At 69.9% G+C, this 25,128-nt stretch carries 18 protein-coding genes; 6 read left to right on the plus strand and 12 right to left on the minus strand.

The genetic code is table 11. The features are described from left to right. Positions 1–120: 120 nt before the first annotated feature. The gene (locus tag ACWD2L_RS38790; RefSeq protein ID WP_351346095.1) at positions 121–744 is read right to left on the minus strand and encodes a TetR/AcrR family transcriptional regulator; all 624 of its coding nucleotides are present in this window, start codon (positions 742–744) and stop codon (positions 121–123) included. 156 nt (positions 745–900) lie between these two features. Here ACWD2L_RS38790 and ACWD2L_RS38795 point away from each other — a divergent pair, with 156 nt between their 5' ends. Both ACWD2L_RS38795 and ACWD2L_RS38800 read left to right on the plus strand, forming a co-directional pair. Then, positions 901–1,827, plus strand: a complete 927-nt coding sequence (locus ACWD2L_RS38795; RefSeq protein WP_351346092.1) for an ABC transporter permease — start codon at positions 901–903, stop codon at positions 1,825–1,827. Next, positions 1,820–2,671 (plus strand): ABC transporter ATP-binding protein, encoded by an 852-nt coding sequence (locus tag ACWD2L_RS38800; RefSeq protein WP_351346089.1) that lies wholly within the window; start codon positions 1,820–1,822, stop codon positions 2,669–2,671. The genes ACWD2L_RS38795 and ACWD2L_RS38800 overlap by 8 nt, the downstream gene beginning before the upstream one ends. Before the next feature lie 71 nt (positions 2,672–2,742). Here ACWD2L_RS38800 and ACWD2L_RS38805 read toward each other — a convergent pair whose 3' ends face one another. Next, complete coding sequence (locus ACWD2L_RS38805) at positions 2,743–7,719, minus strand: NAD-glutamate dehydrogenase (RefSeq protein WP_351341968.1); 4,977 nt, start codon at positions 7,717–7,719, stop codon at positions 2,743–2,745. Between the two features lie 464 nt (positions 7,720–8,183). Here ACWD2L_RS38805 and ACWD2L_RS38810 point away from each other — a divergent pair, with 464 nt between their 5' ends. Continuing rightward, entirely contained in the window at positions 8,184–8,750 is a 567-nt protein-coding gene (locus ACWD2L_RS38810) for a DJ-1/PfpI family protein (RefSeq protein WP_351341970.1), read from the plus strand. Positions 8,751–9,166: 416 nt separating this feature from the next. Here the strand turns inward: ACWD2L_RS38810 and ACWD2L_RS38815 are convergent, their stop codons facing one another. Then, complete coding sequence (locus ACWD2L_RS38815; RefSeq protein ID WP_351341972.1) at positions 9,167–9,850, minus strand: HAD family hydrolase; 684 nt, start codon at positions 9,848–9,850, stop codon at positions 9,167–9,169. A gap of 33 nt (positions 9,851–9,883) precedes the next feature. After that, complete coding sequence (locus ACWD2L_RS38820; RefSeq protein WP_351341974.1) at positions 9,884–10,402, minus strand: DUF6912 family protein; 519 nt, start codon at positions 10,400–10,402, stop codon at positions 9,884–9,886. Between the two features lie 270 nt (positions 10,403–10,672). On the opposite strand from ACWD2L_RS38820, the gene ACWD2L_RS38825 reads away from it, so the two are divergent. Further along, positions 10,673–11,131, plus strand: a complete 459-nt coding sequence (locus ACWD2L_RS38825; RefSeq protein ID WP_351341976.1) for an Rv3235 family protein — start codon at positions 10,673–10,675, stop codon at positions 11,129–11,131. Positions 11,132–11,377: 246 nt separating this feature from the next. Here ACWD2L_RS38825 and secA read toward each other — a convergent pair whose 3' ends face one another. Beyond that, positions 11,378–14,200 carry a preprotein translocase subunit SecA gene (secA, locus tag ACWD2L_RS38830; protein ID WP_351341978.1) on the minus strand — a complete coding sequence of 941 codons (2,823 nt, stop codon included), beginning with the start codon at positions 14,198–14,200 and terminating at the stop codon, positions 11,378–11,380. A gap of 229 nt (positions 14,201–14,429) precedes the next feature. Here secA and ACWD2L_RS38835 point away from each other — a divergent pair, with 229 nt between their 5' ends. Together ACWD2L_RS38835 and ACWD2L_RS38840 are read left to right on the plus strand one after the other, a co-directional pair. Continuing rightward, positions 14,430–15,002, plus strand: coding sequence for a GNAT family N-acetyltransferase (locus tag ACWD2L_RS38835; protein ID WP_351341980.1), 573 nt, complete (start codon positions 14,430–14,432; stop codon positions 15,000–15,002). A gap of 65 nt (positions 15,003–15,067) precedes the next feature. Further along, positions 15,068–16,264, plus strand: a complete 1,197-nt coding sequence (locus ACWD2L_RS38840) for a winged helix-turn-helix domain-containing protein (protein ID WP_351341982.1) — start codon at positions 15,068–15,070, stop codon at positions 16,262–16,264. A gap of 8 nt (positions 16,265–16,272) precedes the next feature. On the opposite strand, the gene ACWD2L_RS38845 is transcribed toward ACWD2L_RS38840, so the two are convergent. The 7 genes from ACWD2L_RS38845 to mtnA all read right to left on the minus strand — a co-directional run bounded on the left by ACWD2L_RS38845 (position 16,273) and on the right by mtnA (position 25,117). Next, positions 16,273–17,025 carry a response regulator transcription factor gene (locus tag ACWD2L_RS38845; RefSeq protein ID WP_351341984.1) on the minus strand — a complete coding sequence of 251 codons (753 nt, stop codon included), beginning with the start codon at positions 17,023–17,025 and terminating at the stop codon, positions 16,273–16,275. Positions 17,026–17,229: 204 nt separating this feature from the next. Beyond that, positions 17,230–17,925 (minus strand): ribosome hibernation-promoting factor, HPF/YfiA family, encoded by a 696-nt coding sequence (gene hpf, locus ACWD2L_RS38850; RefSeq protein ID WP_351341985.1) that lies wholly within the window; start codon positions 17,923–17,925, stop codon positions 17,230–17,232. A gap of 335 nt (positions 17,926–18,260) precedes the next feature. Then, a complete protein-coding gene (locus ACWD2L_RS38855; RefSeq protein ID WP_351341986.1) occupies positions 18,261–19,088 on the minus strand; it encodes a ComF family protein in 828 nt (275 codons plus the stop codon). Positions 19,089–19,225: 137 nt separating this feature from the next. Then, positions 19,226–21,043, minus strand: a complete 1,818-nt coding sequence (locus ACWD2L_RS38860; RefSeq protein ID WP_351342000.1) for an LpqB family beta-propeller domain-containing protein — start codon at positions 21,041–21,043, stop codon at positions 19,226–19,228. Positions 21,044–21,071: 28 nt separating this feature from the next. Beyond that, positions 21,072–23,228 carry an MtrAB system histidine kinase MtrB gene (gene mtrB / locus ACWD2L_RS38865; RefSeq protein ID WP_351341988.1) on the minus strand — a complete coding sequence of 719 codons (2,157 nt, stop codon included), beginning with the start codon at positions 23,226–23,228 and terminating at the stop codon, positions 21,072–21,074. Position 23,229: 1 nt separating this feature from the next. Beyond that, positions 23,230–23,919 (minus strand): two-component system response regulator MtrA, encoded by a 690-nt coding sequence (mtrA, locus tag ACWD2L_RS38870; RefSeq protein ID WP_306324333.1) that lies wholly within the window; start codon positions 23,917–23,919, stop codon positions 23,230–23,232. Between the two features lie 4 nt (positions 23,920–23,923). Next, on the minus strand, positions 23,924–25,117 hold the full coding sequence (gene mtnA / locus ACWD2L_RS38875; RefSeq protein ID WP_351341990.1) for an S-methyl-5-thioribose-1-phosphate isomerase: 1,194 nt from the start codon (positions 25,115–25,117) through the stop codon (positions 23,924–23,926). Between the last annotated feature and the right edge of the window lie 11 nt (positions 25,118–25,128).

Genomic DNA, 25,128 nt, shown 5'->3' on the forward strand with positions numbered 1-25,128 from the left:
GTCGAGTCCGTGGCGTCGGTGCTCGCGCTGTACAACCGCGTGGCTCCGCCGACCATCAACGTCGACAACCTCGACCCGGAGGCCGTGGGCACAGTCCCAGCCCCGTTCCCTCACACACCCTCACAGCGCCTTGAGCCCCGCCGCCGTCGCCGCCGCCAAGCGCGGCAGGTGCCCCTTCGGGAGTTTGGGGGTGCGGACCACCACCGCGCGCCAGTACAGCGGTCCCGAGATCAGGTCGAGCGCGAGGTCCTCGTCGAGGCCCTCGCGCAGCTCGCCGCGCTCCACCGCCGCTCGTACGATGCCGTTCGCCACCCCGTGCTGCCCCTCGCGCAGCGCCTTCTGCAGGGCCTCGGCGATCTCCGGGTTGCGGGCCGCCTCCGCCTGGAGGTCGGGGATGATCTGGCCGGCCACGGGGTGGCGCAGCGCGCGTGACGTGACCTCGTAGAGGAGGCGGAGGTCGGCCTCCAGGGAGCCGGTGTCCGGGGCGGGCAGGCCCTGCACGGCGATCGCCGAGACCAGGTCGAGGACCAGGTGGAGCTTGGACTTCCAGCGGCGGTAGACCGCCGTCTTGCCGACGCCCGCGCGGCGCGCGATGCCCTCGATGGACATGCGCGCGTAGCCGACCGAGGCCAGTTCCTCGAAGACGGCCGCGCGGATGGCCTCCGTCACGTCCTCGCGCAGGACGGCCGCACCGGCGGGGGCCCTGCGGCGCGTCGGCTTGGGGGAGTCGGCGTTGGTCGTCATATGGCAAAGCATAAGTGCGCGAGGACGAAACGGTTGCGTTCCGACGTCGATCCGCCCTACTCTCACGTCACGACGATACGGGCCCGTCCCGACGTGAACGGCAGATGAACGGCCGGAGCCGAACCTCCGAACCACCCCCGACCGAAAGCAGCGGATGTGAGCCAGGTCCTGGACACGCCTCCCCCGCAGGAGACACCGCGGTCCGTCCCTGTCCCCGAGGATCCGGCGGCCTTCGCCGCCCGGTACGGGCTGAGCGTCAGCGGCGCGCGGCCCTCGCTGCCCGCGTACGTCCGTCAGCTGTGGCAGCGCAGGCACTTCATCGCGTCCTTCTCGACCGCCAAGCTCACCGCCCAGTACAGCCAGGCGAAGCTCGGGCAGGTCTGGCAGGTGCTCACGCCGCTGCTGAACGCGGCGGTGTACTACCTCATCTTCGGCAAGCTCATGGGCACGAGCAGGGGTGTGCCGGACTACATCCCGTTCCTGGTCACGGGCGTGTTCGTGTGGACGTTCACGCAGTCGTCGGTGATGGCGGGGACGCGAGCGATCTCCGGGAACCTCGGGCTCGTCCGGGCCCTGCACTTCCCGCGGGCCGCGCTCCCGGTCTCGTTCTGCCTCCAGCAGCTCCAGCAGTTGCTGTTCTCCATGTGTGCGCTGGTGGTCATCCTGCTGGCGACGGGCGTGCCGCCGGCGCTGTCCTGGTTCCTCGCCGTGCCCGCGCTGACGCTCCAGTTCGTGTTCAACACCGGGCTCGCGCTGATCATGGCGCGGCTCGGCTCGAAGACCCCGGACCTCGCGCAGCTGATGCCGTTCCTGCTGCGTACGTGGATGTACGCGTCCGGCGTGATGTGGAGCCTGACCCGGCTGACGGAGGGGCGGGGCATCCCGTCGTTCGTATCGACGCTGCTCCAGGCCAACCCGGCCGCCGTCTACATCGACCTGATGCGCTTCGCGCTCATCGACAGCTTCACCGATGCTCAACTGCCGCCGCACATCTGGGCGTTGGCGGTCGGCTGGGCGCTGCTCGCCGGCGTCGGCGGGTTCATCTACTTCTGGAAGGCCGAGGAGACGTACGGACGTGGCTGACATCGTGGCTGACAACACCACCGGACAGGTACCCACCGTCATCGCCGACGGCGTCGACATCGTCTACCGGGTCAACGGGACCGGCACGGGCCGCGGCGCCGCGACCGCCGCCCTCAGCCGCATCCTCGGCGGCCGGAAGAAGGCCGAGAAGCGGGCGGGGGTGCGCAAGGTGCACGCGGTGAAGAACGTGTCCTTCACCGCCTACCGAGGCGAGGCCATCGGGCTCATCGGGACCAACGGGTCCGGGAAGTCCACCCTGTTGAAGGCCGTGGCCGGGCTGCTGCCGACCGAGAACGGGGCCATCTACACCGACGGGCAGCCCTCGCTGCTCGGCGTGAACGCGGCCTTGATGAACGACCTGACCGGCGAGCGCAACGTACGGCTCGGCGGGCTCGCGATGGGCATGTCCCGCGAGCAGGTGCGGGACCGGTACGACGAGATCGTCGACTTCTCCGGGATCAACGAGAAGGGCGACTTCGTGACGCTGCCGATGCGGACGTATTCGTCCGGCATGGCCGCCCGGCTGCGGTTCTCGATCGCCGTCGCGAAGGAGCACGACGTGCTGTTGGTCGACGAGGCGCTCGCCACCGGTGACCGGTCCTTCCAGAAGCGGTCCGAGCAGCGGATCAAGGAGCTGCGGCAGCGCGCGGGGACCGTTTTCCTCGTCAGCCACAGCAACAAGTCCATCCGCGACACCTGCGACCGGGTGCTGTGGCTGGAGCGCGGCGAGCTGCGGATGGACGGGCCGACCGAGGACGTCCTCAAGGAGTACGAGGCGTTCACCAATGCCGCGGGTCCGGCCAAGCCGAAGCCGAAGAAACCGAAGGCGCCCGTCGCCGCGTAGGCGCCGACCGTACGAAAAGGGGGCGCCCCGAGCCGAAGATCCGGCTCGGGGCGCCCCCTTCCGCGTACCCGCTACGAGTGCGTACGCAGCAGCGTGCGCATCGTGCGCATGGCGACCGAGAGGTTCGCCAGGTCGAACGCGTCCGAGCTCTGGATCTCCTCCAGGGTCGAGCGCGCCCGGCCCAGGATCGCCGCGTTCTTCTCCTCCCACGCCTTGAACCGCTGCTCGGGCGTCGAGGTCCCGTTGCCCGCCGCCAGCACGTCGGCGGTGAGTGCGGCGTGCGCCGCGTACAGGTCCTCACGGATCGACGCGCGGGCCATGGACTGCCAGCGGTCGGAACGCGGCAGCTCGATGATGCGGTCCATGAGCTGCGTGATGGAGAGCCGGTCCCCGAGGTCGTAGTAGACCTCGGCGACGGACAGCGCGTCCTTGCCCATGCGGTCGGCGATCTGCACGATGTCGAGCGTCGGGAACGCGGACGAGAACCCGGCGACACGCTCCGCCAGCTCCTCCGGCACACCCGCGCCGGTCAGCTCGTCGACGATGCCCTGGTACCACTCGGCGTCGGAGCCGCGCAGCATCTTGGGCATCTCCGCCCAGACCTTGGTGACGTCCTCCTTGAAGAAGTCGATCGTCTCCGCCAACTGGAGCGGCTGCGGGCGGTTGTTGAGCAGCCACCGCGTGCCGCGCTCGACAAGTCGCCGCGAGTGCAGGCGGATCCGGGTCTGGACGTCCGCGGCGACGACATTGTCGAGCGCCTCGACCGCGTCCCAGACCTCGCTGAGGCCGAAGATCTCGCGCGCGGCGAGCTGCGCCCGCACGATCTCCTCCAGGGACGCGCCCGTCTCCTCACGGAGGCGGTGCAGGAACGTCGAACCACCCGTGTTCACCGTGTCGTTGACGAGGACCGTCGTGATGATCTCGCGGTGCAGCGCGTGCCCGTCGATCGCCTCGCCGTACTTCTCGCGCAGCGGCTTCGGGAAGTACGTGTGCAGCAGGCGGCGCAGGTACGCGTCGTCGGGCAGGGACGTCTGGATCAGCTCGTCCGCCGCCGTGATCTTCGTGTACGCGAAGAGGACGGCGAGCTCCGGCTGGCTCAACCCCCGGCCGGAGTTGAGGAGTTCACGGATCTGCCGGTCGGTCGGCAGGAACTCCAGGCCCCGGTCCAGGTGGCCCTGCTTGCCCAGGCGGCGCATGAACCGCTGATGGGCGTGGAGCAGGGACGGCGCCTGGGCGCAGGAGTTGGCGAGCGCCGTGTTCTGCGCGTAGTTGTTGCGCAGCACCAGGTGCCCGACCTCGTCCGTCATGGCGGCGAGCAGCTTATTGCGCTGCTTGACCGTCATGTCACCGTCGGAGACCAACCCGTTGAGCAGGATCTTGATGTTCACCTCGAGGTCCGAGGTGTTGACGCCCGCGCTGTTGTCGATGGCGTCGGTGTTCACGCGGCCGCCGCCGCGGGCGAACTCGATGCGGCCCAGCTGGGTCGCGCCGAGGTTGCCGCCCTCGCCGATGACCTTGGCGCGCACGTCCTGGCCGTCGACGCGGATCGGGTCGTTGGCCTTGTCGCCGACGTCCGCGTTGGACTCGACCGACGACTTGACGTACGTACCGATGCCGCCGTTCCACAGCAGGTCGACCGGCGCCTGGAGGATCGCCTTCATCAGCTCGGCCGGGGTCATCTTCGCCTGGCCGGACTCGATGCCGAGGGCCTCGCGGATGTGGGCGTTGAGCTGGATCGACTTGGCGGAGCGCGGGAAGATGCCGCCGCCCGCCGAGATCAGCTCCTTGTTGTACTCCGCCCACGAGGAGCGCGGCAGTTCGAACATCCGGCGGCGCTCGGCGAAGCCGGTGGCCGCGTCGGGCTTCGGGTCGATGAAGATGTGCCGGTGGTCGAAGGCGGCGACCAGGCGGATGTGCTCGGAGAGCAGCATGCCGTTGCCGAACACGTCACCGGACATGTCGCCGACGCCGACGACCGTGAAGTCCTCGGACTGGCTGTCGACACCCAGCTCCCGGAAGTGCCGCTTGACGGACTCCCAGGCGCCGCGGGCGGTGATGCCCATGCCCTTGTGGTCGTAGCCGGCCGAGCCGCCGGAGGCGAAGGCGTCACCGAGCCAGAAGTTGTACGACTCGGCGACCTGGTTCGCGATGTCCGAGAAGGACGCCGTGCCCTTGTCGGCCGCGACCACGAGGTACGTGTCGTCCTCGTCATGACGGACGACGTCCGCGGGCGGGACCACTTCACCGGCGACCAGGTTGTCGGTGATGTCGAGCAGCGCCGAGATGAACGTCTTGTAGCTCGCGATGCCCTCGGCCATCCAGGCGTCGCGGTCCACCGACGGGTCGGGCAGCTGCTTGGCGACGAAGCCGCCCTTGGCGCCGACCGGCACGATGACGGTGTTCTTCACCATCTGCGCCTTCACCAGGCCGAGGATCTCCGTACGGAAGTCCTCACGCCGGTCCGACCAGCGCAGGCCACCGCGCGCGACCTTGCCGAAGCGCAGGTGCACGCCCTCGACACGGGGCGAGTACACCCAGATCTCGTACGCGGGCCGCGGCGCGGGCAGGTCCGGAATGGCCTGCGGATCGAACTTCATGGAGACGTACGAGTGCGGCTTGCCGCCCCCCGCCTCCTGGAAGAAATTCGTGCGCAGCGTCGCCTTGATGACGGTGAGGAAGGAACGGAGAATCCTGTCCTCATCCAGGCTGGCGACCTGGTCGAGGGCGCCGTCGACCTCTTCGAGCAGACCGTCGATCAGCTCGGTCCCGGCGCGCTGCCGGTCCGGGGACATCCGCGCCTCGAACAGCGACAGCAGCAGGCGCGTGGTGTGCACGTTCGTCCGGAGGGTGTCCTCCATGTAGTCCTGGCTGAAAGTGGACCCCGCCTGGCGCAGGTACTTGGCGTACGCGCGCAGCACCATCGCCTGACGCCAGTTCAGACCGGCGCCCAGGACGAGGGAGTTGAAGCCGTCGTTCTCGGCGAGGCCGGTCCAGGTGGCGGCGAAGGCGTCCTGGAAGCGCTCGCGGCCGTCGGCCCCGAGGTCGTCCCCGTTGCCGTTCGACGGCTTCGGCATGCGCAGGCCGAAGTCGTAGATCCACGCCGTCTTGCGGTCGCTGCAACGCAGCTCGTACGGGCGCTCGTCGGTGACCTCGACGCCCAGGCGCTGGAGCACCGGCAGGACGGCGGAGAGCGAGACGGGCGCGCCGATCCGGTAGATCTTGAAGCGGCGCTCGCCGGGGGCCGCGCCCACCGGCTCGTACAGGGAGAGCTCGAAGTCCTTGTTCTCCTGCGTGAGTTGTTCGAGGTGGACCAGGTCGGCCACGGCGGCGCGCGGCGAGTGGTCGGCCTTGAAGCCCTCGGGGAACGCCTGGCCGTAGCGGCGCAGCAGTTCGGCGGCGCGCTCCTCGCCGCACTCGGCGTTCAGCGCCTCCCCGAAGCCGTCGGCCCAGGAGCGGGCGGCCTCGACGAGGCGGGCCTCGATGCGGTCCTTGTCGGCGTCGGAGAGCTCCGGCAGTTCGGTGCCCTGCGGAACGCGGACGACGAAGTGCAGCCGGGAGAGGATCGACTCGGTGTTCCACGCGGTGAAGTCGACGCTGGTGCCGCCGAGCTCCTCCTTGAGGATGTCGATGATCCGCAGCCGCACGCCCGTCGTGTAGCGGTCGCGCGGCAGGTAGACGAGGGCCGAGTAGTAGCGGCCGTACTCGTCCTGGCGCAGGTAGAGCCGGAGCCGGCGGCGCTCCTGGAGGTACAGGACGGACGTCACGATGGGGCGCAGCTCGTCGGCGGGCGTCTGGAACAGCTCGTCGCGCGGGTACGTCTCCATGATCTGCATCAGGTCACGGCCGTCGTGGCTGTTGGGCGAGAAGCCCGCGCCCTTCAGGACTTCCTGGACCTTGCGCCGGATGACCGGGACGCGGCGCACGCTCTCGGTGTACGCGGCGGAGGAGAACAGCCCGAGGAAGCGGCGCTCGCCGACGACATTGCCCTCGGAGTCGAACTTCTTCACGCCGACGTAGTCGAGGTAGCTCGGCCGGTGCACGGTGGCGCGGCTGTTGGCCTTGGTGAGGACCAGCAGGCGGTGCTCGCGGGCCTTGGCACGGGCGTCGGCCGGCAGCCGGTTGAAGGACGGGGACACCGGGTGGTGCTCGTCGCGCTCGTGGTGCGGGTCGGAGCGCAGGATGCCGAGTCCGGTGCCGGGCACGGCGGCCAGCGAGTCGTCCTCGGAGAGGTTGTACTCGCGGTACCCGAGGAACGTGAAGTGGTCGGCGGCCAGCCAGCGCAGCAGCTCGCGGGCCTCCTCGACCTCCTGGTCGGGCAGGTCCCCGGCGGTCGGCTCGCCCGGCAGCTCCTCGGCGATGCGCAGCGCCGAGTCCCGCATCTTCTCCCAGTCCTCGACGCACTCCCGTACGTCGGACAGGACGCGCAGCAGGTCGGAGGTGATCTGCTTGAGGTCGGCGCGGTCGGTCTCGCGGTCCATCTCGACGTGGATCCACGACTCGGTGAGCACGTCGTGGTCCTCGGTGGACGTGCCGGCCGGCAGCACCTCGAGGAGCTTGCCGGCGACATCGCGCCGGACGGTGATCTGCGGGTGGATGACGACGTGGATGCCACGCCCCTGCCGCGACAGCTCGTTCGTCACGGAGTCCACCAGGAACGGCATGTCGTCCGTGACGACCTCGACGACCGAGTGGCTGCACGTCCAGCCGTTCTCCTCGACGGTCGGCGTGTGCACCTTCACGTTGGCCGTGCCCTGCGGGCGGTTCTCCGCGAGGCGGTAGTGCGAGTGCGCGGCCCCGAAGACATCGACCGGATCACGGTCGCTCAGATCCTCCGGTGCGGTGTGCAGGTAGTAGCGCTGGAGGAACGCGAGCACGCTGTCTGGGTCCTTGGAGGTCCCGGCTGACCGGGCGGTCTTGGTGGTCCCGGTGGCCCGCGTGCCCTCGCCCGTCGCCCCGGTCGGTAGGTTCCCCCCTACCGGGCTGTTCTCAGCTACCCGGGCGGCCCTGGTGAGCAGCTCGGCTTTGGCTTCGTCCAGCTTGGTCTGCATTGTCCTCTGGCTCCTGTCGCGCGCCGTTGCGAGACGTAGATGTCGCGTAGATGAATCGCTCGACACAACGCCTCGACGCGGGGTTTCCGGTCTGAGACGACGTTATGCCGGGATGAGAGAAGAGCGGACCACAATGCGCCGTTTTCAACGAAGAGGCCATCCGCCCGAAATGATCAGCGACTGAGCGCCGGGCACGACCACTGCTGTGGCGGGTCGTGAGCTCCCGGCGCGGGCAGGGGGCGACGATGCCCCCGCGAGATATCGCGCTGATCACGGGACCAGGCTATCGCTCCCCGAGGGTGCGTCGTCATGAGCCGCTTGTGTACAAAACGGGGGGTCGAACTTTGACACTCTGCACAGAACCCCTGGAGCCCTTGCGCAGTACGGGCTCTTGCCAGCGCAGCGGCGCGGCGACACGTTGGGCGCACGACACGGCGGATCCCGGCGAGGAGAGTGTGTGACCAATGGCACCCAAAATCCTGATCGTCACCGGCGACGCGGCGGAGTCGCTGGAAGTCCTGTACCCGTACCAGCGGCTGCGCGAGGAGGGTTACGGGGTCGACATCGCGGCCCCGACCCGGAAGAAGCTCCGGTTCGTGGTCCACGACTTCGAACCCGGCTTCGACACGTACACGGAGAAGCCCGGCTACACCTGGCCCGCCGACCTGGCCTTCTCCGAAGTCGACCCGGGCCAGTACGCCGCATTGGTGATCCCGGGCGGCCGGGCGCCGGAGTACCTGCGCGGCGACGCCGAGCTCCGCAAGATCGTCAAGTCCTTCTTCGACACCGACAGGCCCGTCGCGCAGATCTGCCACGGCCCGCTCCTGACGGCGGCAGTGGACGGGCTGCGGGGCCGGCGCGTCACGGCGTACCCGGCGCTCGAACCGGACATGCAGGCGGCGGGCGCCACCTTCCACGACGCGGAGGTGGTGGTCGACGGCACGCTGGTCTCCTCCCGCGCCTGGCCGGACCACTCGGGCTGGATGCGGGAGTTCCTGACGGTGCTGCGGGCGAAGGCACCTACGTCCTGACCCTGACACGCAAGTGCGGTGGCTGCCCCGCCGACGAGGGCAGCCACCGAAACGCGCCGTGCCCCGGACGCAGCGACGAGGGGTCGATGCCACGACAGCCGTGAGGAGTTGACCACTGCCGTCCGACACCCCGCCACGCCATTCCTCCGGACCACGCGACACCCCTACAGCCTGCCGATCCCCACACCCCCCGGCATCGGTATCCCCGGAGCCCCGTATACGCATCTCCGCACGGGCCATCGGGATCCGTATACCTATGCCCACCCGAGTCCCTGCTTTTCAAGCCCCTGCGGCGATTGAGCAGGCCTTTCAAGCCCGTGCGGCGATTGAGCCCATCAAGCCCCGCCGGCGATTGAGGCGCGGGGTTTGGGGCAGAGCCCCGATCTTTCAGTCCCACCGACGACCGAACACACCCCTCACGCCGCCGCAACCATCCGCTCCGCCACCCGCACCGCATCCCCCAACGTGTCCACGACCGGCACCCCCACCCCTTCAAGACTCGCCCTACTGTGCGACCCCCCGGTATAGAGAACCGCCCGCACCCCCGCGGCCCCCGCCGCCACCGCATCGTCGGCCGCATCCCCGATGACCACGGTCCGCTCCCGAGCCACACCGTCGAGAACCCCCAGGTGCCGCACCATGTACTCGGCCTTGCTCCCCCCGGAGGGCCCCGTCCGCCCGTCGACGCGCACGAACCGCTCCGCGATCCCCAACTGCCGTACCAGCGGCACGAGTTCCTCATGCCCCGCCATGCTGAGGATGGACTGGCTGCGCCCGGCCTCCTGCCAGCCGGCCAGCAGCAGCTCGACGCCCTCGGTGAGCCGGCAGTCCACCGCGTACCGCGCGTAGTGCTGGTGGAACGCGCCGTCCATCGCCGCCCACTCGGCCTGAGTCGGCAGCCGGCCCATCAGCCGCTCGTAGAACTTGGGGATGGGTATGCAGTACAGCTCGCGGTACTTCTCCAACGTGATCGGCTCAAGGCCGACCGCCGCGAAGGCCGCGTTGCTGGCGCGGATGACGGCGTCGTTGTCGTGGAACAGCGTGCCGTTCCAGTCCCAGACGATGTGCGTGCCCGTGTGCATCCCGAAGTCACTCCCCATGACAAGAAACTACCCACCCCTGAGCCGGGTCCCTCAGTGTTCGCCCTCACCCACAAGACCCGGGATCTCCTGCGTGGCGAACCACAACAGGTCATGGTCCTCGGCGCCGTCCACGACGAACTGCGCGTCACCGTCGCCCCGGTCGGCCGCGGCCAGCGCCTCCGCGGCGGCCGTGACATCGGCGTCGGCGTCGCCCGAGTCGACGTGCACGGCGGCGACCTTCGCCAGCGGCACGGTCTCGCGCACCGTCAGCTCGCCGAGCGCGGCCGGGTCGAGCCCCCGGTCCGGGTCGGCGACGACGGACCCGTCCGGCACGTCCACGGCGACGACGACCCGGCGGCGCGCGGCGCCCGGGTCGGCGGCGACGAGCCGCAGCGAGGCGAGCGCAGCGCGGTTGAGCGCCGCGTACTCCAGCTCCTCGATGTCCTCGGACAGGTACCACTCGCGCAGCGCGGGCGTCACGGCGAAGGCGGTCACGGGCGCGGGCCCGATCTCGCCGGCCTTGTACGCCTCTGCGAGTCGAGGCAGGGACAGAGGTACGTACACGCGCATGGTCCGGCTGCTTTCTGCTCTGCGTCGGGGGCTTCAGGATACGTGGGGGCGTCCCCCTTCGGGCCGCCGCCCGCGTCCGCCCGGACGTCAACACCCACCCTCGGCCGGCCTTCGTACGTTCCCGGGGCCCCGGCCCTCGCGACGGCCCGGTCACCCTGATAGGGGAACCCTCCGCCGCGCCCCGGCGCCACCGACCGGCCCTTGCCGCCGCACCCTCCGACCTCGTACAAGATCCCCACGAGGAGTTACCGGTCGGTATCGGGAGGCGTCGTGCAGAAGGTCATGAACAGGCGGGGGCCACGCGGAACCACCCGGCCGCCCATCCGCCGCGACACCCGCCGCCCCGGAGCGGCACCGCGGCGCGTCCCACCCCAGGTCCCGCCGCACCCCACCGAGCTGTTCACCCAGCGCCTGCTCCTGGTGCTCAGCGGCGACAGGCCCCTGCACTGGTTCGCCCGGCACGCCGCGCACCAGGCCTTCGACGACCTACTGTGGCTGGTGGAACACCGCGCCCTGCTGCACGGCGCGGGCCCCCGGCCGACCGTCCACGGCATCGGCCACTTCGAACCCGCCCCCGGCAGCTACGAGGTCTTCGCCCGCATCGCGGTCGGCCCCCGCCTCCACGCCCTGGCCTTCCGCCTCACCCTGGGCGACGACCACCGCTGGCGCTGCACAGCGGTAGAACTCGCCGGCCGCCCACCACGGGAAGCCCGGGACAGCGACGAGTGACGCAGCCCCGCCCGAGAGCGCGTGAAGCAGCCGGGCCCCCGTCCCCAGTCCCAGAACGCGCGAAGCGGCCAGGCACCCGTCCCCCGCCCCAGAACGCGCGAAGCGGCCAGGCACCCGTGCCTCGTCCCAGAACGCGCGAAGCAGTCAGGCACCCGTCCCCCGCCCCAGAACGCGTGAAGGGGCCGGGCACCCCGTGCCCGGCCCCTTCACGCTCCGCGTCATACGCGCCGCGTCACACGCTTCGCGTCACTTCTTGCGGCGGCGGCCCTTCTGCTGCTTGCGCCGCTCGGCACGGGTCATCCCGTCCGCAGAGGAGCGCGTGGGCCCGCCCTCGGTCACGAAGTCGCCCTCGTCGACACCGCCCTCGGCGTTCGGCGCCTGGAAGTGCAGCCGGTCGGGACGCTGCGGAGCGTCCAGGCCCTTGGCGCGGATCTCCGGGCGGCCACCGGCCTGCGCGGGCACGGCGTCCTGGCTGTCGGCCTTGTCGAGCGACGTGGCGGCGGGCTTGGAGTCCGCCACCGGGACCTCCTCGACCTGCTGCTCGACCTGGACCTCCAGGTTGAACAGGTAGCCGACGGACTCCTCCTTGATGCCCTCCATCATGGCGGTGAACATGTCGAAGCCCTCGCGCTGGTACTCGACCAGCGGGTCCTTCTGCGCCATGGCGCGCAGCCCGATGCCCTCCTGGAGGTAGTCCATCTCGTAGAGGTGCTCACGCCACTTGCGGTCGAGCACGCTCAGCACGACCCGGCGCTCCAGCTCACGCATGATCTCGGAGCCGAGCTGCTCCTCGCGCTCCTCGTACTGCGCGTGGATGTCGTCCTTGACGGCCTCGCCGATGAACTCGGCGGTGAGACCGGCCCGGTCCCCGACCTCCTCCTCGAGCTCCTCCACGGTGACCTTGACCGGGTAGAGCTGCTTGAACGCGCCCCACAGCCGGTCGAGGTCCCACTCCTCGGCGAAGCCCTCGGCGGTCTCGGCGCCGATGTACTCGTCGATCGTGTCGTCCATGAAGTGCACGACCTGCTCCTGCAGGTCCTCGCCCTTCAGGACGCGGCGGCGCTCGCCATAGATGACCTCGCGCTGCCGGTTGAGCACCTCGTCGTACTTCAGGACGTTCTTACGCGTCTCGAAGTTCTGCTGCTCGACCTGCGACTGGGCGGAGGCGATGGCACGGGTCACCATCTTGTTCTCGATCGGTACGTCGTCCGGCACGTTGGCCATCGACATCACGCGCTCGACCATCTGCGCCTTGAAGAGCCGCATGAGGTCGTCACCGAGCGACAGGTAGAAGCGGGACTCACCCGGGTCGCCCTGACGGCCGGAACGACCACGCAGCTGATTGTCGATACGCCGCGACTCGTGCCGCTCCGTACCGAGAACGTAGAGCCCGCCGAGGTCCTTGACCTCCTCGAACTCGGCCTTGACGGCCTGCTCGGCCTTCTCCAGGGCGGCGGGCAGCGCGGCCGCCCACTCCTCGACGTGCTCGACCGGGTCGAGCCCGGCCTGGCGCAGCTCGGCCTCCGCGAGGTCGTCCGGGTTGCCGCCGAGCTTGATGTCGGTACCACGACCGGCCATGTTCGTGGCGACGGTGACGGAGCCCTTGCGGCCGGCCTGCGCGATGATCGCGGCCTCGCGGTCGTGCTGCTTCGCGTTCAGCACTTCGTGCTGAACACCGCGCTTGTTGAGCTGCTGCGACAGGTACTCGGACTTCTCGACGGACGTCGTACCCACCAGGATCGGCTGGCCGTGCCCGTGCTTCTCCGCGATGTCGTCGACCACCGCGTCGAACTTGGCGACCTCGGTGCGGTAGATCAGGTCGGCCTGGTCCGCACGGACCATCGGCTTGTTGGTCGGGATCGGGACGACGCCGAGCTTGTAGATCTGGTGGAACTCGGCGGCCTCGGTCATCGCCGTACCGGTCATGCCGGAGAGCTTCTCGTAGAGGCGGAAGAAGTTCTGAAGGGTGATGGTCGCCAAGGTCTGGTTCTCGTCCTTGATGTCCACCCCTTCCTTCGCCTCGATCGCCTGGTGCATGCCCTCGTTGTAGCGGCGGCCGGCGAGGATACGGCCGGTGTGCTCGTCGACGATCATGACTTCGCCGTCGATGACGACGTAGTCCTTGTCCTTCTTGAAGAGTTCCTTGGCCTTGATCGCGTTGTTCAGATAACCCACGAGCGGTGTGTTGACCGACTCGTAGAGGTTGTCGATCCCGAGCCAGTCCTCGACCTTGGCCACACCCGGCTCGTGGATGGCCACGGTGCGCTTCTTCTCGTCGACCTCGTAGTCGCCGGTCTCCTCGATGCCCTTCAGCGTGTTGCCCGCCTCGCCCTTCTTGAGGCGGGTGACGAGCTTGGCGAAGTCGCCGTACCACTTCGTGGCCTGGTCGGCGGGGCCGGAGATGATCAGCGGCGTACGGGCCTCGTCGACGAGGATGGAGTCGACCTCGTCGACCACCGCGAAGTTGTGGCCGCGCTGGACGAGCTCGTCCTGGGACCACGCCATGTTGTCGCGGAGATAGTCGAAGCCGAACTCGTTGTTCGTGCCGTACGTGATGTCGCAGTTGTACTGCTCGCGGCGCTCCGCCGGCGTCATATTGGCAAGAATGCAGCCCACGGACAGGCCGAGGAACTTGTGAACACGGCTCATCAGCTTGGACTGGCTCTCGGCCAGGTAGTCGTTCACCGTGATCAGGTGGACGCCCTTGCCGGACAGCGCGTTCAGGTACGTGGGCAGCGTGCCGACCAGGGTCTTGCCCTCACCGGTCTTCATCTCCGCCACGTAACCGAGGTGGAGCGCGGCGCCGCCCATCAGCTGCACGTCGTACGGGCGCTGGCCCAGCACGCGCCGGGCGGCCTCACGGACAGTCGCGAACGCCTCGGGCAGCAGGTCGTCGAGGGTCTCCCCGTCCTCCAACCGCTGCTTGTACTCGTCCGTGAGGGCGCGCAGCTCGGCGTCGGAGAGACTCTCGAAGTCCTCTTCGATGGAGTTGACCTGGTCCGCGATGCGGTGCAGCTTGCGCAGGATCTTGCCTTCGCCTGCACGCATGATCTTCTGGAGGACGGACACGGGGGTTGGTCTCCTTGCCGGTCGGGCCTGGCACGGTCGGTTTTCTCTGAAAACTGCTAGGTATCACTGGGGACTACCAAGGACTACTGGAGCAGCGACCATCGTATGCGAGGACCCCACCGTGCCGGGAGGTCTGCCATCACGTCCAACGCGCGGGCCGCCGCGAAGGTGCCGGTACAGCCCATGAAAAGTCATGGCGCCCCTGCCGCGTGCCGAGCAGAATCGGGCGATGGACCCCGTGACGCTCACCACCGACCGCCTGCAGCTGCGCACATTCGTGCCCGCCGACATCGACGAGGTGTACGCCGCGGCCCAGGACCCCGACATCCAGCGCTGGACCACGATTCCCTCGCCGTACGCGCGCGTGGACGCCGAATACTTCGTCAACCGTGTCGTCGCGGACGGCTGGCTCGGTGACACGGAGTACACCTTCGCGATACGGACCGAGGACCACGGCCCAGTGGTCGGCGCGGTCTCCATCCACCACCCACGCGCGGGTTCCTGGGAAGTCGGCTTCTGGACGGCCAAACGGTTCCGCGGTCGCGGCTATATGACGGAGGCCGTCCTGGGCGTGGCCCGCTGGGCCTTCACCGACCTCTCCTGTACGCGCCTGGAGTGGCGCGCGGAGGTCGGCAACGTGGGCTCCCTCACGGTGGCGGAACGCGCGGGCTTCACCCTGGAGGCCACCCTCCGCGCGGCCCTGCCCAACAAGGGCGTCCTACGCGACTGCTGGCTCGCCTCCCTCCTCCCCACCGACCTCTCCCTCCCCACCCCCCTGCCCTACCTCCCGGCCCCGACCTGACCACCCGCAGCCGCCGTGGACGGTCCCCCACCCCGTTGTCAGACCCTCCCCCTATCGTTCCGGCCATGACGACCCCGCCGCGTCCCACCGCCGCCTTGTCCGCCGACGAGGCCCGCCGCATCGCCCTCCGCGCCCAAGGCTTCCTCGGCGCCCCCGACCGCAAGGCCGGCGTACGTGGCGTGCTCCGCCACCTCGGCGCGGTCCAGCTCGACACGATCTCCGTACTCGCCCGCTCGCACGAGCTGATCCCCTACGCCCGCCTGGGCGCGGTCCCCCGGACCAGGATCGAGTCGGCGTACTGGACACCGGGCACAGCCCCGTCCACCGCCCCCCACGCCTTCGAATACTGGTCGCACGCCGCCTGCGTACTCCCCATCGAGGAATGGCCGCACTTCGCCTTCCGCCGCCGCGCCTACCGCACCCGCCCCCACTGGCACCACCACCTCGCCGACGGCGCCTACGACCAGGTGATCAAGCAGCTCCGCGCGGAGGGCCCGCTCACCGCCACGGAACTGGGCGGCGCGAAGAACAAGGGCGAGTGGTGGGACTGGTCCGAGTCGAAGATCGCCGTCGAGCGCGCGCTGATGTACGGCGAGGTGGTCTGCGTGGAGCGCCGCGGCTGGAAGCGGATCTACGACCTGGCGGAGCGCGCGATCCCGTCGGCCCTCCTGCACGACGACCTCGACGACACCGCGTGCGTCCGCCGCCTAGTCCGCCAGGCAGGCGAGGCCCTCGGCGTCGGCACGCGCGCGGACATCGCGGACTACCACCGCCTGAAGAGCGAACAGTTCGACGCGGTGATCGAGGACACCGGCCTCGTCCCGGTGACGGTGGAGGGCTGGGGCTCCAAACCGGCCTGGGCCGATCCCGCGGCCCTGGAATCAGCGCCCCGCGGCCGCCACCGCACGACGCTCCTGTCGCCCTTCGACTCCCTGATCTGGGAGCGCGCCCGCACCGAGCGGATCTTCGGCTTCACGCACCGGTTGGAGGCCTACGTCCCCAAGCCGAAGCGGATCCACGGCTACTTCGCGATGCCAGTCCTGTCCGGCGGCCGCCTCGTGGGCCGCGTGGACCCGGCGCGAGCGGGCAGCACCCTGGTCGCCAAGCAGGTCTCCCTGGACGGCCCGAAGGCCGTACCGGCGGTGGCAGCGGCACTCCACGAAGCGGCGAGCTGGGTCGGCTGCGACAGCGTAAGGGTGGAACACATGGAGTCGGCCCCCCTGAAGAAATCCCTGATCGAGGCCCTCTCCCAGCAGTCCTAGGGCCTGTCCTAGCGGATCTCCAGGATCTTCTCCCGCATCGCGTACACCACGGCCTCCATCCTGGAGTGCAGCTGCAGCTTCTCCAGGATGTTGCGCACGTGGTTCTTCACGGTGTTCTCGGAGATGAACAACTCCTTGGCGATGTCCCGGTTGTTCATGCCCGTGGCCACCAGCTTGAGCACCTCGAGCTCGCGGTCGGTCAGCCGGGGCGCCGGCACCAGCCGACGCTCGTCCGTGCGCTGGATCATCGACTTGAACTCGGTGAGCAGCTTCGACGCCATGGACGGGCTGATCTGCGACTGCCCGTCGGCCACGGCGCGAATGGCCGTCGCCACCTCGTCGGTCGAGATCTCCTTCAACAGGTATCCCGTCGCGCCCGCCTTGATCGCGTCGTAGAGATCGGCTTCCTCATCGCTGATCGTCAGCATGATGATCTTGGCGCTGGGCGCCACCTCCTTGATGGAGGTGCACGCCTCGATGCCGCCCCTCTTGGGCATCCGTACGTCCATGAGGACGATGTCCGGCAGCAGATCGGCCGCCTTGTCCACGGCCTCCGCCCCGTCACCCGCCTCACCGACGACCTGGATGTCCTCCTCGGCCTTGAGGACGATCTCCAGGCCGCGCCGGAACAGGGCATGGTCGTCCACCACAAGGACCCGGATGGGTTCCTCGCGCGAAGAACCCGCATCCGGCCCCCTGTCGGCACCGTCCTCGCCGGCACCGGCGTCCTCGCCCCGAACAGTTCCGAAGCTGTCCGCCATCGTTCCTCCCCCTGAAGGCCGCGGCCCGTCTTCCTGTGCCGCGCCAACCCGAGGCACCAGCACGCCGGTTGACCCGGCCCGGCCATGATTTCATGCCGCGGCCTCGGCGCGACGGCCGTGCGGTGCACAAGGGGGTCGCACAAGGGTGCCCCTGGGGGCGCGTACGCACCTCAGGGGCACCCGATGAATGGGTGTCAGTTGTGGTCAGCCGCCGATGGCGTCGCCCCCGTCGGCCCCCCTGACCTGGGAGACCATGGGGTCGGTGCTGAGGTGGATGACGCCGTAGTCGTAGGCGTGCCGACGGTAGACGACGCTGGGTTCCTTGGTCTCGGAGTCGACGAACAGATAGAAGTCGTGCCCGACCAGTTCCATCTCGTAGAGCGCCTGATCAAGCGTCATGGGTGCCGCCACGTGGGTCTTCTCACGGACGACGAGCGGGCCCTCGCCCTTGACCTCGAGCGAGCCCATCTTGGTGGTCGGTACGCCGTCGGGCTCGGCCTCCTCGGCCTTGGCGATCGTGCCGTCCCCGTTCAGCAGGGCGGCGTCCGGAACGTGCTCGGCGACCTCCGCGGCCGAGATCCGCTTGCCGCGCCGCGACGACCGCTTGTCGTGCTGCTTGCGCAGGCGCGCGTCGAGCTTGTCCGTGGCCAGGTCCAGCGCCGCGTACGGGTCGCTGGCCGCGGCCTCCGCCCTGATCACCGGGCCACGCGTGCGCAGAGTGATCTCCACACGCTCGCACCGGTCCGCCTGCCGGGGGTTCGGCTCCTTGGACACCTCAACGTCGAGGCTGATCACCTTGCCGTCGAGCTTCTGGATCTTCTCCAGCTTCAGCTTCTCGGCCACGTGCTTACGGAACCGCTCTGGTACCTCGGTCTTGCGGCCCTTGACGACGATGTCCACGCAGAACTCCGTTCCCGGATAGCCCCGCTCCTTGGGCGGAGCATCTCCCTTTTGCACCAGACTCCGGCCACTTCCGGAGTCTCGGACTCGGTGACTTCCACCTCCTCCTCCCCCGCGGACAAGATCTACACCCCACCTCGCCGGGTGATTGCGAAAATGCCTGTGCAATGTCCTGACAGGGCAATCCAATGGCGGAGGGCGGCGGCCACCTTTTCTGCCGAGTTCCTCACAACCGAACATATCTCGCCTGGACGGTTGTCGGCACCCTCTACTGACACGTACCTCCAACCGAGCGAATTAACCCTGTCTCTACCTGCAACGATGCAGATTCCCAACTAGTTCCGGTTTATTTCGAAGGAATCCGGTGACGCGGCCACGACGGCCGCCCGGAACATGATCCCGTCGATCTCGCCGACCTTTCCCCGGCCTGCCCCCGCGCGGCCCCGCTCCGACCCGCCTTCCCTTTCGATCTTCACGTAACCGGTCGCGACCGCTATTGCCCGCGCCGCCTCCGCCAAAGACGCGCCCGTCGTGATCAGGTCGTCGACCAGCACGATCCGGCCATTTCCGGTGAGCAACCCGCTGCCACCGCCCACCACCTCCAGGGCCCCCGTCACATTCACCAGCCGCTGCCGGGCGTCCAGGCCCGACTGGTCGGCCACCGCGCGCCGCTGCCGCAGCACGGCGAGCACCCGCGCCGCGACCCCCGCACGGCGCAGCTCGGCCGCCGCCGCATACGCGATCCGCCGCGTCGGGTCGTGCCCGCGCGCCCGCACAGCCCGCGGCGCGGACGGCACAGGGACAAGCGTCACGGGGCCCACAGCGCCGCCAGCAGCCCGCCCACCCGCGCCTCCCCACTCGTCCCCACCCTCCGCGAGTACGGACCGCACAGCCCCGGCCAGCGCCTCGCCAAGCGGCCGGGCGAGGCCGAGCGCACCACGCTCCTTGTGGGCGAGGAGCACGGCCCGCACCGCGTTCCGGTACGGGACGGCGCCGAACACGACCGGCATCCCCGGCGGGGCCGGCCACGGCCGCACCCGGCTCGGCACGGCGCCGCGCAACGCCGCCGAGCACCGCTCGCACAGCGTCGTACGAGATCTGCCGCATCCGGCGCACTCGGCCGGCAGCACCAGATCGGAGAGGTCCTGCCACCACCCCCGCATACCCACCACTGTGCCGACCCGCGGGCCGCGCGACCACCCCTGTGGACAACGCCCTGTGGACAACTCGACGGTTGTGACCAGCGGTTGAGCTCGCGCGGGTGACACCCGGGGCCGCCGGCCCGCCCCGCTGTGCGCCGCTACCCCGGATAGATCGGAGCCGTCCCGTCCTTGAGCACCGACTGCCACGCCGCCCCGGAGGGCAGGCGGACGATTCCGTCGTCGGAGTGCGCGAGCAGCGGCAGCTCGTCGTTGTCCGACGCCGCGATCTCGCTGACCCTGGTCAGGCCCGGCAGCGCCTGCCCGGTCGGCGTCGAACCGTCGCTCAGTACGTACTGCATCTGCTGCAGCCCACCGGGTTCCCGGCCGACGACGACGAGCCGGCTGTCGCCCGCCCACGACACGGCCGTGACGTCCTCCATCTGCGGTGCGGCCCGGCGCAGTTCGGTCACGGAGGCCTCCGTGTCGCCGTTCGCGTCGGGGTGTCGTTCGACGCGCCCGATCCACAGCGACGTGGTGTCCTCCTCCGCCACAAGAAGCCCGATGCGCGCCCCGTCGGCGGACGCCTTCACCGTCTCGATGGTGGCGTCGTCGCCGAGGCCCTCGACCCGCACCTTCTGCACCTTGTCCGCCTGGCCCTGCCCGAACATCAGCAGCCGCCGGTGTTTCGGATCGCGGTCGGCCACCCACAGGTCGCCGTTCCCGTCCCAACTGGGCGCCGTGAAGCCGTTCTTCTCCGCCTTGGCGTGGCTGCTCGCGACCGGGTCCCCCAGCGAGGCACCGGAGATCAGCGACGCCACGTACAGCGAGCGCCCGTCGTTCGAGACCCCCGCCGCCCGCTCCTGGTCGCGCGATACGGCCACGGAACGCAGCACTTGCTCGCCCTCGCCCAGCGGCCCCGGCACCCGCTCGGGGCTCTTGTCGGACCTGCTCTTGCCCGGCATCCGCACCAAGCGGCCCTTGGCGTCGAGGAAGTACTGGTCCGGGACGCGCCCGGTGGAGCGCGGCGCCGCGAGGGCGTCCGCCCCGTCCTCGGTCATCGCGCACATGAACCGGCCGTCGGAGCGCTTCAGTTCCACCTCGTTCACGCTCGACGACGACAGGTCCCGCAGCGAGAACAGCAGTTGAGCCGCCATCTCCTTGCACTTGGCCTGCCCGGCTCGGCTGCCCGCCTCGTTCAACGGCACCGTCAGCTTGTTGGCGTCGTCCGGCGCCAGCGAGTCGGTGCCCTTCTTCAGCGCGGCATGCGTCGGAAACGCCGTCCGCACCACCGGATTCAGCCAGCGCGTCGGCCCCTGCAACAGCTGCTTGACGGTCTCCGTCAACGGATCGGTCCACTGCCGTACGAAGACGGGGTCCGCGACCAGACGCCGCTGCCCGGCCTCACCGCCCGACGTCGAATCCACCGCGTAGTAGTACTTGTTGACGGAGCTGTAGATCCGCTGGAAGTCGGACTCGCCGAGAACGACCCCCTCCGGGAGGGCATCGATCCGCCACTGCTTGCCCTTGGATGTGTTCACCTGCGTCAGGTGCAGATCCCCTTGGTACGCCCCGCCTCCCGGCTGGTACGCCTGCTGCTGGTCGACCGTGGCGACCTGGTGCCCGGTCAATTCGTACGAGCGGCCGTCGTTCCCCGAATTCGGCCGGCCCGCCGGGCGCGTGCTGGGGCCCTCGTCGAGCACCACGGTCTGCCGCCCTGGCTCCCAGTTCTTCGCGGCCTTCGGCGTCAGGTACTTGCGCGCCATCGTGTACGAAGGGTCGTCACTGGTCAGCGCCTCCAGGAAGCCCTCGACGATGGAGGAGGGCCCGACGCTGTCCTTCGGCGGCAGGGCGAAGACGCGCACCTGCGAGTCCGGGCGCTGCGAGGCCTCGACCGATTCGAGGCCCCCGTTGTCCGGCATCGACGCACACCCGGCGAGCACGAGCGCCCCGCACCCGGCCAGCATTCCGGCCCGCATTCCGCGCCGCTGCCGCGGCGCCCGCTGTTCATCCACGACCGCCGTCGCTCCCCTCACCGCGCGATGTCGCCGCGGTCCGCTCCGTACGCGCCCGCGCGGGCGCCCCGGGTTCCACCGACGCCGCGTCGTCCGCCACGTCCGGCCCGCCGTGCTCGTCACGCCCACCGTGCCCCGACGGGGCACCGTGTTCGTCATGGCCCTCGGCCTGCCGCGGCTCGCCCGTCGCCCCGCCGCGCGCCACCACGCGCGCACCGCTGCCGGGCAGCGCCGTGGGGTCGGCGGCCACCGACGCCTGCGCGTGGCGCGGAGCAATCGGGGCGTTGGCCGGTGCGGGCGGCGCCTGAGCGGGCACGGTGGCGAGCTTCTTGCCGTCGGCGCCCGGCAGCCCGGCGTCACCGAGACCGCGGCCACGCCGCGAATCCTCCGGCTCCAGCGGTATCGGCGAACCACGTAGCGCCTCGTCCACCGTCCTCGGCAGCGTGAGCCGGAACTGTGAGCCGCCGCCCGGCTCGCCCCATGCCTGCAGCCACCCGCCGTGCAGCCGCGCATCCTCCAGGGCGATCGACAGGCCGAGTCCGGTTCCACCCGTCGTACGCGCGCGTGCCGGGTCGGCCCGCCAGAAGCGGCTGAACACGCGGGTCGCCTCGCCGGGCTTGAGGCCCACTCCGTAGTCGCGCACGGCGACGCCGACCGCGCCTCCCGCCGCCGCGAGCCGCACCACGACGTCCTGTCCTTCGCCGTGCTCCACGGCGTTCACGACCAGGTTGCGCAGCACGCGCTCCACACGCCGCGCGTCCGCCTCTGCGACCACTGGCTGCTCGTCGCCGACGATCCGAATGTGCGTGCCCTTGCGCTCCGCGAGCGGCTCGGCGCCGCCCACCACGCGCCGTACGACCTCCCGCAGATCTATCGGCTCGGCCTCCAGCGCGGCGGCCCCGGCATCGAACCGGCTGATCTCCAACAGGTCGGCCAGCAGCGACTCGAACCGGTCCAGCTGATCGGCCAGCAACTCGGCCGACCGCGCGGTCACCGGATCGAAGTCGACCCGCGCCTCATGGATGACATCGGCGGCCATCCGTACCGTCGTCAGCGGCGTACGCAGCTCATGGCTCACGTCCGAGACGAACCGCCGCTGCATCCGCGACAGGTCCTCGAGCTGCTGGATCTTCAGGTAGAGGTTCTGCGCCATCTTGTTGAAGGCCTCGCCCAGGCGCGCGATGTCGTCCTCGCCGGTGACCTTCATACGTTCCTGGAGGCGGCCCGCGGAGAGCCGCTCGGCGACCCCTGCCGCCATCCGCACCGGCGTGACGACCTGCCGCACGACGAGCCAGGCGATGGCCCCGAGCAGCACCACGACGAAAAGTCCGGCCGTCGCGAGGGTCCCCTTGACCAAGCCGAGCGACTTCTCCTCCTGCGTCAGCGGGAAGAGGTAGTACAGCTGATAGGCGTGCCCCTGCGGATCGTTGAGCCGCTTGCCGACGACGAGACCAGGCTGTGCATCCTTGCCGCCGTCGTAGACGATCTTCGTGTACTGCTGCGACGCGCCGGCGATCTTGTCGACCTGTCCCCGCAGGTCGTCGGGCACGCTACGGTTCGGATCCACCAGGCCCGAGCCGCGCGGCGCCCGCCCGTTGCCACTGTCGGCATCGCTCGAGCTGAGGGTCACGACGTCGAACGCGCCCTTGCCGCCACTCGCGAGCTGCGTGACGAGCTCGCTCATCCAGTTGTTGGGGTTCAACGTGGTGCGACTGTCACCGGAAGCGCCGTCCCGCACCCCGGCCGCCGCGGAATCCGCCTTGTCCTTGGCCGCGCGGAAACCGCCCTCGGCCTGGCTCTGCGAGGCCTTCACCTTGGCGTCGAGCAGCCCGTTGCGCACCGAGCCGATGACGACGATGCCGAGCAGCAGCACGACACCGAGCGACATCAGCAGCGTCGTGACGACGACCTTCAGCTGAATGTTCCGCCGCCACAGCCGCATCGCGGGCAGCAGCGGACGCCGCACCCAGCGCGCGAACAGGCGCAGCACAGGGCTGCCCTTCATCCCGCCCTGGAGCAGCAGACTCCCGTCGACGGCACGGCGCAGCCGTGAACCCCGAGCGGCGGTCGGCCCGGCCGCGGGTCCCACAGGCCGCTCCGGGCGGGACCCCGTGGTCCCGGGCGCCGAAGCGGCACTGTTTCGGGACACGTCAGCTCGGTCCTGCCTTGTAACCGACGCCGCGGACGGTCACCACGATCTCCGGCCGCTCCGGGTCCTTCTCGACCTTGGAACGCAGCCGCTGGACGTGCACATTGACCAGACGCGTGTCCGCCGCGTGCCGGTAGCCCCAGACCTGCTCGAGGAGCACCTCACGCGTGAACACCTGCCAGGGCTTGCGCGCGAGCGCGACCAGCAGATCGAACTCCAGCGGCGTCAGCGCGATCGGCTGTCCGTCCCGCTTCACCGAATGCCCGGCCACATCTATGACCAGGTCGCCGATGGCGAGCTGCTCCGGCGCAGGTTCCTCCGATCTCCGCAGCCGCGCCCTGATACGGGCGACCAGCTCCTTGGGTTTGAACGGCTTGACGATGTAGTCGTCGGCCCCCGACTCGAGGCCCACCACCACATCCACGGTGTCGCTCTTCGCCGTGAGCATCACGATCGGCACCCCGGACTCCGCCCTGATCAGGCGGCACACCTCGATACCGTCCCGGCCCGGCAGCATCAGATCGAGCAGCACCAGATCGGGCTTGGTCTCACGGAAAGCGGCCAGCGCCTTGTCGCCGTCAGCTACGAACGACGGCTCAAAACCTTCACCACGCAGCACAATGCCGAGCATCTCGGCCAGTGCGGTGTCGTCGTCGACGACAAGGACTCGTCCCTTCATGGACCACATCATCCCATTAGCTCATCGTTGCCTGGAGTGAACTGGCACACAGTTCACCCAAGCCATCACTTGTCACAGGCGACACAACGCCGCACTCCGTGACGATCGCCGTCACCAACTCCGGAGGCGTCACATCGAACGCGGGGTTGTACGCCTGCGTCCCCAGTGGTGCCACCGGAATCCCGCCACCTGCCTCCACTCCGGCCAGCGGCGCCCGCGGCGCCGTGACCTCCGTCACCTCATCCCCTGCCCGCTGCTCCACCTCGATGGAAGCCCCGTCCGCGGTCTCCGGGTCGATCGTCGTCACCGGCGCGACCACGATGAACGGCACATGGTGATATCGCGCCAGCACCGCGAGCGGATAGCTCCCCACCTTGTTGGCCACCGAACCGTCGGCCGCGATCCGGTCCGCGCCGATGAGCACGGCATCCACCTCACCCGCGGCGAACAGCGAACCCGCCGCGTTGTCCGTGAGCAATGTGTACGCCATCCCGTTGCGCGCGGCCTCATACGCGGTCAGACGAGCACCCTGCAACAACGGGCGCGTCTCGTCCACCCAGAGCCGGCGCAGCCGCCCCGCCCGATGCGCGGCGAGCGCGACCGCGAAGGCCGTGCCCTCACCGCCGGAGACCAGTGCCCCTGTGTTGCAGTGCGTCAGGATGCGGTGATTGCCACCGGTCACCAGCTCGTCCAGGAGCCGCAGGCCGCGCTCGGCCATCGCGGCGCTGGCCTCGGCGTCCTCCGCGTGCAGCGCCCGCGCCGAGGCGAGCGCCGCCGCCGCACCCCGCTCCCGCGCCCCGACACCGTCCCCGGCACCCGCCCCGCCACTGACCGCGGACCGGTACGCCTCCCGCGCCCTGCGCACCCCGTACGCCAGGTTGACCGCGGTGGGCCGCGCGTCCGCCAGTGCCTCCGCCGCCTCCTCGACGTCGAAGCCGCGGGCGGCCGCGAGCGCCACGCCGTACGCCCCGGCGATCCCCAGCAGCGGCGCACCGCGCACGGCCAGTGAACGGATCGCCTGCACCAGGGCCTGCGGGTCCGTGCACACCAGCTCGACCTCTTCCGCGGGCAGCCGCGTCTGGTCGAGCAGTACCAGAACGGGCCCCTCCGCCGGCTCCTCCCACCGGATCGCCGGGATGTCGACGGCCTCGGACCGTGTGCCGTCGAAGGGCCGTATGTCCCCGCCGGATTGCGCGTACTGATCAGCCATCCGCCCAGTCT

The organism is Streptomyces sp. NPDC002754 (assembly GCF_053592315.1).